9 protein-coding genes are annotated in these 12,363 nt (G+C 61.8%); 6 read left to right on the top strand and 3 right to left on the bottom strand.

Features of this window, described 5'->3' with window-relative positions; genetic code table 11:
* Positions 1–289 precede the first annotated feature (289 nt).
* Positions 290–1,579 (top strand): citrate synthase, encoded by a 1,290-nt coding sequence (locus ACQY7R_RS22805; RefSeq protein ID WP_428307856.1) that lies wholly within the window; start codon positions 290–292, stop codon positions 1,577–1,579.
* Between the two features lie 942 nt (positions 1,580–2,521).
* Here ACQY7R_RS22805 and ACQY7R_RS22800 read toward each other — a convergent pair.
* Both ACQY7R_RS22800 and ACQY7R_RS22795 read right to left on the bottom strand, forming a co-directional pair.
* Positions 2,522–3,610 carry a DUF1559 domain-containing protein gene (locus ACQY7R_RS22800; RefSeq protein WP_428307855.1) on the bottom strand — a complete coding sequence of 363 codons (1,089 nt, stop codon included), beginning with the start codon at positions 3,608–3,610 and terminating at the stop codon, positions 2,522–2,524.
* Between the two features lie 339 nt (positions 3,611–3,949).
* Positions 3,950–5,035 carry a DUF1559 domain-containing protein gene (locus ACQY7R_RS22795; RefSeq protein ID WP_428307854.1) on the bottom strand — a complete coding sequence of 362 codons (1,086 nt, stop codon included), beginning with the start codon at positions 5,033–5,035 and terminating at the stop codon, positions 3,950–3,952.
* A gap of 553 nt (positions 5,036–5,588) precedes the next feature.
* On the opposite strand from ACQY7R_RS22795, the gene ACQY7R_RS22790 reads away from it, so the two are divergent.
* The 4 genes from ACQY7R_RS22790 to ACQY7R_RS22775 all read left to right on the top strand — a co-directional run bounded on the left by ACQY7R_RS22790 (position 5,589) and on the right by ACQY7R_RS22775 (position 9,575).
* A complete protein-coding gene (locus tag ACQY7R_RS22790; protein ID WP_428307853.1) occupies positions 5,589–6,749 on the top strand; it encodes a PEP-CTERM sorting domain-containing protein in 1,161 nt (386 codons plus the stop codon).
* A gap of 462 nt (positions 6,750–7,211) precedes the next feature.
* A complete protein-coding gene (gene fae / locus ACQY7R_RS22785) occupies positions 7,212–7,709 on the top strand; it encodes a formaldehyde-activating enzyme (protein WP_428307852.1) in 498 nt (165 codons plus the stop codon).
* A 185-nt stretch (positions 7,710–7,894) separates the two neighbouring features.
* Positions 7,895–8,758 carry a methylene-tetrahydromethanopterin dehydrogenase N-terminal domain-containing protein gene (locus ACQY7R_RS22780; RefSeq protein WP_428307851.1) on the top strand — a complete coding sequence of 288 codons (864 nt, stop codon included), beginning with the start codon at positions 7,895–7,897 and terminating at the stop codon, positions 8,756–8,758.
* Between the two features lie 241 nt (positions 8,759–8,999).
* Positions 9,000–9,575: a hypothetical protein gene (locus ACQY7R_RS22775; RefSeq protein WP_428307850.1), complete on the top strand. Its 576-nt coding sequence runs from the start codon at positions 9,000–9,002 to the stop codon at positions 9,573–9,575.
* Positions 9,576–9,678: 103 nt separating this feature from the next.
* Here the strand turns inward: ACQY7R_RS22775 and ACQY7R_RS22770 are convergent, their stop codons facing one another.
* Complete coding sequence (locus ACQY7R_RS22770) at positions 9,679–11,088, bottom strand: hypothetical protein (RefSeq protein WP_428307849.1); 1,410 nt, start codon at positions 11,086–11,088, stop codon at positions 9,679–9,681.
* A 135-nt stretch (positions 11,089–11,223) separates the two neighbouring features.
* Here ACQY7R_RS22770 and ACQY7R_RS22765 point away from each other — a divergent pair, with 135 nt between their 5' ends.
* Positions 11,224–12,327 carry a DUF1570 domain-containing protein gene (locus ACQY7R_RS22765; protein WP_428307848.1) on the top strand — a complete coding sequence of 368 codons (1,104 nt, stop codon included), beginning with the start codon at positions 11,224–11,226 and terminating at the stop codon, positions 12,325–12,327.
* Positions 12,328–12,363 lie beyond the last annotated feature (36 nt).

The following is a 12,363-nucleotide window of genomic DNA, read 5'->3' as shown; positions in this document are numbered from 1 at the left end:
CTCTTCGACGCTCCGCGTCATTTCCCTGCACCCGGCGGCGGCTGAATTACACTCTCTTAACAATTGCCGCAGAGCGGCGGGGGCGGCGTTCCCACGCGGAGCGTGGGAACGAGGTTGCGGCCCTATTTCCTGCGCCCTGAACCCTTTTCTCGCGCATTGAACCCGTTCGATGCGCCCGGTAAACTTCATAGCTCCGCAATTTCGCCCCGTTTCGCCCTCGGGCGGCGGTTCTTCTGCGGAACTCCCATCTGCCTGTCTAGCCCGCCGTGTTCGCCGAAAGGATCGTCCGATGTCTGAGGTTGCCAAGCTCTCTACCCCCGACGGCAAGCAACTCGAGCTCCCCGTCGTCGTCGGTACCGAGCAGGAACGGGCGGTCGACATCAGCAAGCTCCTCGGCTCGACCGGCTACATCACCCTCGACGAGGGGTACGTCAACACGGGCGCCACGACGAGCGCGATCACCTTTCTCGACGGCGAGAAGGGGATCCTGCGGTACCGCGGCTACCCGATCGAAGAACTCGCCGCCAAGTGCACCTTCATCGAGGTCGCTTATCTGCTGATCTACGGCGAACTGCCGACGCAGGCCAAGCTCGATCACTTCCGGGACACGCTCTCGCGGCACACGATGCTGCACGAGGATATGAGCCTGTTCTACAACGGCTTCCCCCGCGACGCCCACCCGATGGCGATCCTCGGCTCGGTCGTCGGGGCGATGTCGACCTTCTACCAAGACTCGCTCGACCCGCACGATCCCGAGCAGGTCGACGCCTCGATCGTCCGTCTCGTCGCCAAGCTGCCGACGATCGCCGCCTTCGCCTACAAGAAGTCGGTCGGCCAGCCGCAAATGTACCCGCAGAATTCGCTCGACTACTGTGCGAACTTCCTGCGGATGATGTTCGCCGTGCCGAGCGAAAACTACGAAGTCGACCAGGACTTCGTCGACGCCCTCAACCTGCTGCTGATCGTCCACGCCGACCATGAGCAGAACTGCAGCACCTCGACGGTGCGGATGGTCGGTTCGTCGAACGCGAACCTGTTCGCCTCGATTTCGGCCGGCATCAGCGCCCTGTGGGGTCCGCTGCACGGCGGGGCGAACGAGGCCTGCGTCCAGATGCTCGAGCAGATCCGTCGCGACGGCTCGAACGTCAAGAAGTACGTCGACATGGCGAAGGACAAGAACAACAACTTCCGCCTGATGGGCTTCGGCCACCGCGTCTACAAGAACTTCGACCCGCGGGCGACGATCATCAAAGCCGCCTGCCACCGGATTCTCAAGAAGCAGGCGATCAAAGACCCGATCTTCGACATCGCCCTGGAACTTGAACAGGTCGCCCTGAACGATCCTTACTTCATCGAACGGAAGCTCTACCCGAACGTCGACTTCTACTCCGGCGTGGTTTACCGCGCGATCGGCATTCCAGAGCAGATGTTCACCGTGCTATTCGCCATCGGCCGGCTGCCGGGATGGATCGCTCACTGGGTCGAAATGCACGCCAACCCGGCCAAGAAGATTTGCCGTCCGCGGCAGGTGTACACCGGCCCGACCGAGCGGCCGATTCCGGCGATTGGGGACCGGTAGAGGGTTCGGGGTTCAGAAATGCCCCGTGCACTCGTTCGCACGCTCTGAGTGGGAACGCTGAGGGCGACGCTCTGCGTCGCGATGCTTGGGCGGATGCTCAAATCGCCATGGGGCGGGGCGTTGCGTGGGGGCCGCCTGGTCGCTGAAGCGACTCAGGCCGATCGGGCGAATGGGGAGCGAGCTCTCGGGTCACGGACCGCGTTGATGTCGCGTCGTGTCGCATCGCATCCGTAGTGAAAGTCGCATTTTAGGCGACACTAGCGACTCACGGTAAGTTCTTTCCCGTGCTCGCTTTGCGAGTTTCATGTCGCGTGTCGTGTCGCTTTTACCCTCCGTTCGGGGGGCATGCGACAGCGGCGGTTTGATTGTCAAAGAACGGTTCAATTCCTCGTTCCCACGCTCCGCGTGGGAACGTCCGGGCGACGCTGTGCGTCGCGTCATGCTTACCGGGAACGGCGGCCACGCCCCCTCGTCTCGGCATCTGCCGATCGTTCGCATGTCGACGCTGCGCGACGACGGCGCCTGATGGCTCCCAACGGCCCTGCGCGACGCGGAGCGTTGGAGGCGGCGTTCCCACGTGGAGCGTGGGAACGAGCGGGCACAGCTTGGGTTCAGGCTAGCGAAATGGGTGGCCCAGTTTCAACACAAAACTGGTCCGAAAAAATAGCCCCGGGCTTCGCCCGGGGGTGGCAGCACGCGCCGTTACGCCTTGCGGAATGGATCGCGCCCCCCCGGGCGGAGCCCGGGGCTAGGGAATTGCATAACTGGGTGGGTGCAGCGTTGCGGCCGAGCGAGCCGTTTGGCGGAGCGGCCCGGAGGCCGTGGGCCTCCGGCTATTGAGCCGGAGAACGAGGCGGGCGGTCACAAGGGCGCATAAAAAAACCACGGGGCGCCGAGGGGCGCCCCGTGGGTCGTTGGTTGATGCTGCAGAGCGGCGGCAGCTTAATAGGCGTCGTCGCTCGGCTCGGTCGAATTTTTGTCAGTCGGCAAATCGGACTGCTTGTGATTCGAAGTCATCAATTGGGCGTAAACGAACGGATCGACTTGATCAGTGAGCAACTCAACTTGTCCAGCCATGAAGGCGACGTTGACGCCCCCAGGATGATTACTCGAGGGGAGGCCTGGACGGGGATTCAAATCAGTCGCTGTAGGATTGGCTGCAAAAATGCCATCCATCCCTTGGAAAGTGTCATATCCAATGGGCTCTCGCGAGCCGTTGATACGAGCCTTTAAGTCGTTAGCCACCACAGCAGGACGTTCCCAACCGAATCCGAAATGGTAGGGCTGATCCTTTGTACCGGTGTAATCGGTGCGGTTGAGATATCCCCAATCAAGAGCAGCCAAGCTCTCAGACAACATCATCGTCTTGGTGCTTCCATCGCCCTTGCCTTGCACATACGCGAAAGACATCACAACCTTCGGAGTCCCGTTCGCTCCATCTCGGGGATCGCTGGTGGGCGTCCAATTCGGGCTAGGAGTCTGCTCCTTCAAGTCGGTGATTCGGGTGCGGTCGAAGAACAAGCCGTTGGCCGCGTTCTCATGGTCGGCATTGGCGGTGAAACCATCAGTGGCGCGAGGCTGATTCCGCCAGCCGGTGTTGGCGACGTAGGCGGTTACCGGCTGCCCTTGCGTGACCGGTGGGTTGCTCGGGCAAACCAAAATCTCTAATCCGGTGAAGTTGCTCTGCCCCGTCACGCTGCCATCAAAATCCATCTTTCCCGAACTCCACATCTCGTAAATCTGATTCTGCTCAAGTTGCGGAAAGACGGTGACATACCAGGGCGCCCGCACCATTTGCTGGCTTCCCTTAATACCTAAGGTATTGATGTAGCCGGGCAGATCCTTAGTCGACGTCTCGCGAATGGCCAGAGCCTTCGACAGCTGCGTCAGATTCGCCGAACACGTATTCCGGCGAGCCGCTTCACGAGCCGCCTGGACGGCGGGGAGCAGCAGGCCAACAAGGGTGCCGATGATGGCGATCACCACCAATAGCTCGACGAGCGTAAATGCTTTGCGGTTTGATTGCCTCATCTCTGCGATTCTCCCTGTTCTGTCCGTTTGACGAGTGCCCCTGGCCTGGGTCGCGCAGGTCGAGGATACACGAGAAATAATGGCGCATCGGGGGCGCGACCCTGCATCTCAAATTGTCGCAAATAGCCGGGGAAAAGTCCAGCAAATCCGCGGCTGACGGATTTGTCAGCCACGGATCAGCCGCAAATTGGCCGTGGGAGAGCGGGGGCCGCTGCGGAACTCGCTGCGTTCCGGCGAAATGCGTCGGCTTGCCGGCGGCTGCCCATGGGCTTGCGCACCGGCGACCAGTCCGCACGGCCTCCGGCAGCGCTTGAGCGTCGTCGTCTCAGCAGACGCGCCTCAATAATCGTCATCGCTCGGCTGGGGCAATTGGGCCTCGAATTTGACGAACGCCGGGTCTTTGAGCGTCGACTCCTTATGGCTCGACGTCATCAGTTGGCAGTAGACGACCTGATCGATCTTCTCGGCGAGAAACCGCACCTGTCCTGCAACAAACGCCGCATTCACTCCGTCGCCGTGCTGACTCGACGGAAAACCGTCGCGATCGACCATCTCGCTCACGCCCTCATAACTCGAGGTCGTATCGCGACCGTTGATGCGCAATTCGTCAGCGAAGCTGTAAGGGTCGATGCCGATCGTGTGCTTCGGCTGAACCCACGTGAAGCCGAAGTGGTACTTTGCGTCCGGCGTCTTGTCGTATTCGTCTGGCTGCCCTTCCGGCGCCCCCGAGTACCCATAGCGTACGGTCCGCACGCTCTCTGAAAACATGAGCGTACCGGTCGATCCGTCGCCGCGCGACTGAATGAATGCGAGCGTCATTTTCTTCATCGGCGCATCTTCGTCGGGAGTGTCTCCGTCCAATGTATCGCCGGAATCGGTCCCGAGCATGTTGATGTCAGCGTGATCGGCGCGACGCGAGTTATTGAGAAACACGCCGTTCGCAGCCGTTTCTTTCACATTGCCAGACGAGTCTTGATCGACCCACTCGCCGCAGTTGGCGACGTAGGCCAACCTACCGTCGTCTTTCGATAGCGGTGGATTGCTGGGGCAGACGAGTGTTTCCACGTACTGGAACGCGTTGTAATTTCCCTTCGCCCAGCGATCGTAGAGCGCCCCTTGCTCGAGACTCGGAAACATATAGACGACCCAAGGAGCTCTGGTTGCTTGGCCGTTCGGTACGCCGATCGAGTTGATATATCCCGGGAACTCGCCGAACTTTCCTTCGTACATCTGCATTGCCTTTGCAAGCTGGCCGATGTTGCTCGTGCACTGATTGCGTCGCGACGCCTCGCGCGCACTTTGCACCGCGGGAAGGAGCAGCCCGACTAACGTCCCGATGATGGCGATCACCACCAACAGCTCAACGAGCGTAAATCCGCTGCGGCTTGCCCGCGCACAGCGTCCACCTGTTCTGGCCCATTTCATGGTCACGAACTCCCTGTTCCACGAGGAGAGAAGACACCGGGGGGAGTGACAATCCAGGCACGATAACGGCGGCCTCTATCTCGCCGAAATCGCGTCCCTTCTGCCCCCAGCCTGCACATTATGCGGAAATAGCGTTGCGGATGTCAAATTTGTCGACATTCGGGCGGGGAAACGGAAATTAGAGAGGCGAGGATGAATGCGCGGCCGGACTGGTCGCTGAGGCGATCAGTCTGACGTGGGGGACGGGGAGCCAACGTGCGGGGCTGGAAATACGCGGCAAACGGGCTGATTGGCGAATAATTATCAAACGGGGCCGGTTTCGTTGACAGCCCGCAGCCCCCTGCCTAAAAGACAGACTGAACGCACAATCTGACGGGCGGCGGGAACAAACATTCACCGCAAGCCTTACGAAAAACTTATCCTCAGAGCCAGAGATACAGAGAACGGCTCCGCGGTTATTCCGCGGTGCCGTTTTTTTATTGGTTGTGCTTTTCACCCGCGACGTTTTTGCCTTCGATTGGCCCCTCTTCTCTCAACACTGGAGCGACCGCTCATGAAAACAACTTTCAAACGACTTTTCTTCGGCTGCCTGCTGGCGGTCCTGCCGGGGGGGGCCGCCCACGCGCAAGCGACGTTCAACTTTTCCGGCGGCACGACGTTCACCGGCGTTACTGACACGATTCCGATCCGGGCCAACAGCCCCGGCGGCAACTCGATCGGCACGATCTCGGCGATCGTCTTCGACCCGACCAGCCAGGTCGGCGGCGAGTACAACCGCATCTATTTCACCAACCGCGAGCAAACCACCGGCACGGCGGTCGGCGGGTTGTACGTGACTGATCGCATCACCGAAACGGTCACGCTAATTGGCTTGCAGTCGGGGACTGCGAATACCAATACCAATCCGTCATCACTGGCGATCGACAGCACGGGAACTGTGTACTTGGGCCGCGACGTTTCGCCGCAACTCTGGCGGGTGAACAGCCCGCTCGCGTCGCCGACATTCACTCAGATGCTGGGGAACTACGGCACCGCCACCACCGACGATGATCCGATCAGCATTAGTTGGGTGCCGAGCACCAATCAGGTGATGGTGTTCGACCAAGGGCTCGACACCGATCCGCCGGTAGCCGTATCGCTCGTGAACGCTGGTTCGACGTCGGCATCGCCGTCGTACACGACGATTTGGACCGCTACGCCGGCTGTCGACAACAACATCCGCGGCATGTTCAGCACGTTCGATAACTACGGCTACCTCACCTATGCGGCGCTGCCGTTGGAAAGCGGTTTGGCGGCGATCTACCGGGTCGACCTGGCCGGGAACTTGCAAACGTTTCTGCTCAGCGGCATCACGTCGTCGCTCACGCTGGACGATTCGATCGCGGTGAATCCGCTCGACGGATCGGTGTGGCTGCCGATCAACACCGGCGGCACCGACCGGACGTACTACCGAGTCGATGTGGCAAAGGCCGCGCTGCAATCGCCGGGGGTCTACTTGGCGAGCACGACGGCGGAGTTTACGGCGACCGGCCTCAATGGCGGGCAGAACAGCGTGGCGTTCTCGCCCGATGGGAAGTGGCTGGGGATCGCCGTGCCGGATGGGGCGGACACGATCTACCTGCTGCAGACGAAAGCGGCGGTGCCGGAACCGGCGACGCTCGGCCTAGCGGGAGTGGCGCTGCTCGGCTGCGTCGCGGCGCGGCGGCGGAAGTAAGCGCTGTTTGGCGGCGGTTGATGGTTTGATGATCGCACGGGCCGGCCGGGGGAATTCCTTCGGCCGGCCCGTTTTTTGTGGCTCGACGATTGGTATTAGCCCCCGGCTCTTTAAATCGGGGGTTGGCGGGGCCACCGGCACGAAGGGGGACGGCGCACTCCCCCGGTTTGAAGAACCGGGGGCGAAATCAATGCGGCGGGGGCGAATCAAAGCGTCGCGGGCGACGAGCACGGATGCGGGGCTCGTTCCGTGAGACTTTGCCGAAAATGCCGCGAATGCCGGCATCCTTAACACCGCCCGCGGGCCCTGGTATCCTGCTAGGCTCGCCGCGCTGCGGCGGAGGCTCTGGAGGCTACCCCGGCGAATGACTCGGGGACTGGCCGCGACGCTCTGGCTGAAGCCGGGAGCCGATCGCCGGCTCGCCGATCAACGAACTTACCTTTCGCGTGGGAGAATCTAGGAATGTCGATGTTCATCGGAGAGGCACTGGCTGGCGAAGGAAATGAGATTGCCCATATCGACCTGCTGATCGGCGACAAGGCCGGTCCGGTCGGCGTGGCGTTCGCCAACGCTTTGGCCCGTCAGAGCGAAGGCCACAGCAACCTGCTGGCCGTGCTCACGCCGAACTTGGCCGTGAAGCCCGCCACCGTGATGATCACCAAGGTGACGATCAAGGGCGCCAAGCAAGCCGTGCAGATGTTCGGCCCGGCCCAAGCCGCCGTCGCCAAGGCCGTCGCTGACAGCGTCGGCGAAGGCGTCATCAAGAAGGGTGACGTCGAGAACTTGGTGATCGTCTGCGGCGTGTTCATCCACTGGGAAGCTGCCGACGACAAGAAGATTTACGACTACAACTACGAAGCCACCAAGATGGCGATCAAGAACGCGATGGAAAGCAAGCCGAGCGCCGATGAGATGCTCGCTGGCAAGGATGCGGCGGCGCATCCGTTCCGTGGGTTCTAAGAAATGGCTATTGGCTGTCGGCTATCAGCTGTCGGCCAGTCAGGAATGAGAATGGGCCACGCGTCGCGCTGGGCGCGGCGCGTGGCTTTTTTTGTGAGTGATCGGAGATCGGTGACTGGTGATCGGTCATTTGAATTTTCCGTTCACTGATAACCGATCACCAGTCACTCGCCCCTTGAAACATTATGTCCCTCAAAAAAATCCTCGTCTGCCTCGACGCTGATCCGCAGCCGAGCGTGTTTGACGGCGTGGTGGCGGTTGATTCGGGCGTCGACTTTTTGTTTCGCCATGGCGGCGTGGCGGCTGCTCAGGTGCGCGACCTCGTCTACGGGGCGATGTTCACGCGCGGGCCGCAGGAACTGAAGAACACGGCCGTGTTCATCGGCGGGTCGGACGTGACGGCAGCCGAAGCGCTGCTGAAGGCTGCGGCCGACTCGTTCTTCGGGCCGATGCGGGTGTCGGTGATGCTCGACGCCAATGGGGCGAACACTACCGCGGCGGCGGCGGTACTTGCGGCACGGCGGCATGTGCCGCTTTCCGGGGCGATCGTCACCGTGCTGGCCGGCACGGGCGCCGTCGGTCGGCGAGTCGTACGATTGCTGGCGAGCGAAGGGGCCCGGGTGCGCGTGGCCTCGCGCAAGCTGACGCATGCCGAGGGAACGTGCGACAAGATCAGCCGGATCGTGCCGGGCGCCGATCTCACGGCGTGGACGAACGAAAACGCGATGGCGGCGGCGACGGCGGTTGAAGGCGCCCAGGCGGTGATCGCCTGCGGCCCTCCGGGCGTCGAGTTGTTGCCGAAGGGTTATCTCGCCCAAGCGGCAGGGCTGCAGGCGGCGATCGACCTGAACGCCGTGCCGGCTCATGGCCTGGGCGACGTGGCGCCGACCGATAAGGCGACGCACCATGGCGCCATCGTCTGCTACGGCGCCCTCGGCGTCGGCGGGACGAAGATGAAGATTCACAAAGCGGCAATCGCGAAGCTGTTCACCCGCAACGACCTGGTGCTCGATGCGGATGAGATTTATGCGATCGGGAAAGAACTTTAGGTCGCTGATCGACTGAGCCGCTCGATTTTATTGACAGGATAACAGGATTTCGCGGATCGACAGGATTGCTGAAGGCCGCCGATCACAACGGAAATCTCGCGTCTCGGCTTAGAGTACAAAGCTTTTTCAAATCCTGTAAATCCGCGAAATCCTGTTATCCTGTCCATTTTTCAAGCAAGCTAGCCAATTCAAATTAACCCCTCGCCACATTTGATTCGAGGGACATGGGAACCAGTTATTGATGGCGAAACGCCGTTCAGGTAAATCTTCACGCTCTAGCACGCACGTTTCCGTTGAGCGGATGCGCAGCGGGCAGGGGTATGTGCTCGTCCATCCGCGCGACGTGATGGAGTGCGCTGAAGATCTCGAAGAAGTTCGCGAGATGATCGCCGTCGGGGAAGCCGACGTGGCGGTCGACGAGCTTCGCTGGCTGGTTGAAACGTGCCCCGAGATGATCGAGGCGCACTATCTGCTGGGCAAACTTGCCGTCGAAGCGATGGGCGACGTGGCCCTCGGCCGCGGGCATTTTGGGTTTGGCTATCAGGTGGGGCAGCGCGTCCTCGCGAAGGCGAAGAACCCGACGCCAGTGCCGGCGCTTCATCCGGCGAATCGCCCCTTCTTCGACGCCGGCCGCGGGTTGGCGTGGTGCCTGGCGGAACTCGGCAAGCGCGACATGGCGCTCGAGGTGATCGAGCACTTGCTTCGCTGCGATCCGAGCGACCCGCTTGGCCTGGGGGGGTGGATCGATGAAATCCGCACGGCGGGGGCGCCGATCGTCGAACTCGGCGGGCTCATTCTGCCGCCGCGGGAAGAGTAACTACGAAGACTCGAAGGACTCACGAAGAAGTCTTTTGACTATTCAAGCTTCTTCTTCGTGCCAACCTTCGTGCCTTAGATCCTTCGTGGTTGCATTTAGCATTTCACGGCAGCGGCACGTTTTCGAGTTTGAAATCGACCGGCACCGAGACCACCGACGCCGGGGTGCGGTAGACCCAGTCGTAGTCTTTCAGCTCGCGGCCTTCGGGAAGTTCGTAAAAGAATGCGAAGCCGATTTCGTCTTCGGTTTGCATCGTCGTTTCGAAGCCGGCGTTGTCGAGCGATTGGCCTTTCTTGTCGACGAGCTTCGCGGTGTTCTGAAAGACCCAGCCGCCGTCGACGGTGAGACCGGCGTCGTTGCCCTCGACCTTCAGCTGCATGTAGACCTCCCACAGCGCTTGATTTTTGACGACGCGTTCAATCGTCACCGCCACTTCGCCGGCCCGCTTCGTGACGTCTTTCGCAGTGGCGAGATTGTCGAACCTCAATTCTGCTAAACGTCCCGGCACGAGCGCGGTCATCCGGCCCTCGACGGTGGCGAGCTTTTGCGACGTGCGGGCCGGCAACTGCAGCGAGGCGACGACGTCGGTGGCGCGGCTTTCGGCCTGGACCTCGACGTCGAACACGATGTCGCCGGAGACGACCGGCGTCGGGCGGCCATCGTCGCAGACGGCTTTGAGATCTTCGGACCGCATCGAAAGGCCAATCGGCCGCAGCCGTGGCTCCCACGAAATTTCGAGGTCGATCGACAGGCCGCTTTGGTCGGGGTTGCGAATGCCGCGCTGCGACGAGGCTCCGGTCGGTTCAATGCGGAAGGGGCCGGAGTAAACGGCACGCCCGCCGCCGCGACGCAGCACACCCTGGTCGCGATCGATGATCGCCAGCGATTCGCCGCCCGCGTCGCTGTAGGGCGACATTTGCACGCTATCGAGGATCGTATCGACGGCCTTCCAAAACGGCTCCTTCTCGCCGCGGTAGGTCACCTTCTTCTCGGTGTCGGGCTGGCCAAACTCGTCGCGGTAGTCGACCAAGCGATTGCCGGTCTGCTTCTCGATCTCCTTCAGCGCGTCGCCGAGCGGAACGTCGGCGAGGTCGAGCGTGAGCGTCGTTCCCTCGATCGCCCGCTGGGCGGTGCGGAGGCGAATCTCGTTGGCGATTCGCGTGAGTCGCACTTGGACTTCTTGCGGCATCTCGTCGTTGGGCTGGGGGAGCAGGTTGACGAACGCCTCGCTCGCGGCGGCGACGCCGGCTTGGGTTCCTAATTCGATGAGCTGCTGCTCCGCCGCATCGCGAGCGGCTTTGTCGGCAGCGTCGAGTTGCTCGACGAGCTTTTCAACCGCTGCTTTGTCGACCTGCGGCTCATCCACCGACGCCGCTTCGCTCTTCTCAGCGGCGGTAGACTCTTCGGCAACTGGCTTCTCAACGGCGGGTTCATCGGCCCATGAGATCGATGGAGCCAGCAGTGCGACCGAGCAGAACAGGGCGGCCAAGGGGACGGGAGTGGCGAATCGCATAGGAGTCGTACGGGCCCGGCGGTGCGAAATGGGACGGGGCCGGCGGCGGGCCGGCGACGAGTGGGGTCGCACCGATTGTACCGTCAATCGCCGCTGGGACGCACGCCGCCCGGCGGAAATGATCTAGAGTTAGATATGAAACCGACCCAGCGAATCTCAATCGGCGCGATCATTCTCGGCAGCCTGTGGCCCAACGTGACCGCTGGCGCCGAGCAAGTCGCGAGCATCCCGGCGCCGTTCATGATGCAGGCGATGGTCGCGGGCAAGCCGGTCGACGGCCAACCGCTTGTTTGGAACGACCAGCAGATGTATTTGCTCGGCCGCGACGGCGCCCTCAACGAATTCAAGCCCAGCGATGCGAAGAATGCGAAACGCTACGGCAAGGGGTTTGTCGGTTACAGCGCTCAGGAGCTGAAGAACAAGCTCCGCGACGAGTTCGACCGCAGCTTCGAGATTTCGATGACGCCCCACTTTGTCGTCGTCCATCCGCATGGCGAATGGCGCGAGTGGGGCGAGCGGTTGGAAGCGCTCTACCGTTCGTTCACCCACTACATGGGCGTCCGCGGCTTTCGGCTCACTGAACCGGCGACGCCGCTGGTGGCGGTGGTCTTCCGGACGCAGGAAGATTATTACCGCCACGCCGCCGCCGACGGCACGCCGCTGCCGGCCGGGACGCTGGGTCACTACTCGCCGGTCAGCAATCGCGTCTTCCTCTTCGACACCGCCGAGGACAACGGCGACGCCGATTGGTCGACGAATGCTGAAACAATCATCCACGAAGCGACGCATCAAACGGCTTACAATGTCGGCGTCCATCGTCGCTTTGCCGTCCAGCCGCGGTGGCTGCTGGAAGGGCTGGCGATGATGTTCGAAGCCCGTGGCGTGTGGGACAACGCCTCGCTGCAGCAACAGGCAGCGCGGATCAATCAAGAACGCCTCGGCGATTTCCGCAGCGGCGCGAAGAACCGCCCGGCCGATTGGCTGACGCAACTTGTAGCGAGCGATGCGCCGTTTCAAAGCCACGCGGTTAGCGCCTATGCCGAGGCGTGGATGCTAACGTTCTACCTGTGCGAGACGCGACCGCAGGAGTACAGCAATTACTTGGCGCGGGTCGCCGCGCGGCCGGCGTTTAGCGATTACACGCCGCAGGAGCGGATGGCCGATTTTACGGCGGCGTTTGGGAAGGATCTTTCGCTGCTTTCAGCGCAGCTGCAGCGTTACGTCGATGAGTTGCCGTAGGTGATTGCGGCGCGTTCTTGTTTTTAGCCCCCGGTT

The sequence above is a fragment of the Lacipirellula sp. genome (assembly GCF_965279485.1).
Classification (GTDB): Bacteria; Planctomycetota; Planctomycetia; order Pirellulales; family Lacipirellulaceae; genus Lacipirellula.
The sequence above is the reverse complement of the archived record's forward strand: the minus strand, read 5'-3'. Positions and strand labels throughout refer to the sequence as shown.

Excerpts from the sequence above, each read along its gene's own strand:
- ACQY7R_RS22805 (WP_428307856.1), top strand. The coding sequence starts at position 290 with ATGTCTGAGGTTGCCAAGCTCTCTACCCCCGACGGCAAGCAACTCGAG.
- ACQY7R_RS22800 (WP_428307855.1), bottom strand. The coding sequence starts at position 3,610 with ATGAGGCAATCAAACCGCAAAGCATTTACGCTCGTCGAGCTATTGGTG.
- ACQY7R_RS22795 (WP_428307854.1), bottom strand. The coding sequence starts at position 5,035 with ATGAAATGGGCCAGAACAGGTGGACGCTGTGCGCGGGCAAGCCGCAGC.
- ACQY7R_RS22790 (WP_428307853.1), top strand. The coding sequence starts at position 5,589 with ATGAAAACAACTTTCAAACGACTTTTCTTCGGCTGCCTGCTGGCGGTC.
- fae (WP_428307852.1), top strand. The coding sequence starts at position 7,212 with ATGTCGATGTTCATCGGAGAGGCACTGGCTGGCGAAGGAAATGAGATT.
- ACQY7R_RS22780 (WP_428307851.1), top strand. The coding sequence starts at position 7,895 with ATGTCCCTCAAAAAAATCCTCGTCTGCCTCGACGCTGATCCGCAGCCG.
- ACQY7R_RS22775 (WP_428307850.1), top strand. The coding sequence starts at position 9,000 with ATGGCGAAACGCCGTTCAGGTAAATCTTCACGCTCTAGCACGCACGTT.
- ACQY7R_RS22770 (WP_428307849.1), bottom strand. The coding sequence starts at position 11,088 with ATGCGATTCGCCACTCCCGTCCCCTTGGCCGCCCTGTTCTGCTCGGTC.
- ACQY7R_RS22765 (WP_428307848.1), top strand. The coding sequence starts at position 11,224 with ATGAAACCGACCCAGCGAATCTCAATCGGCGCGATCATTCTCGGCAGC.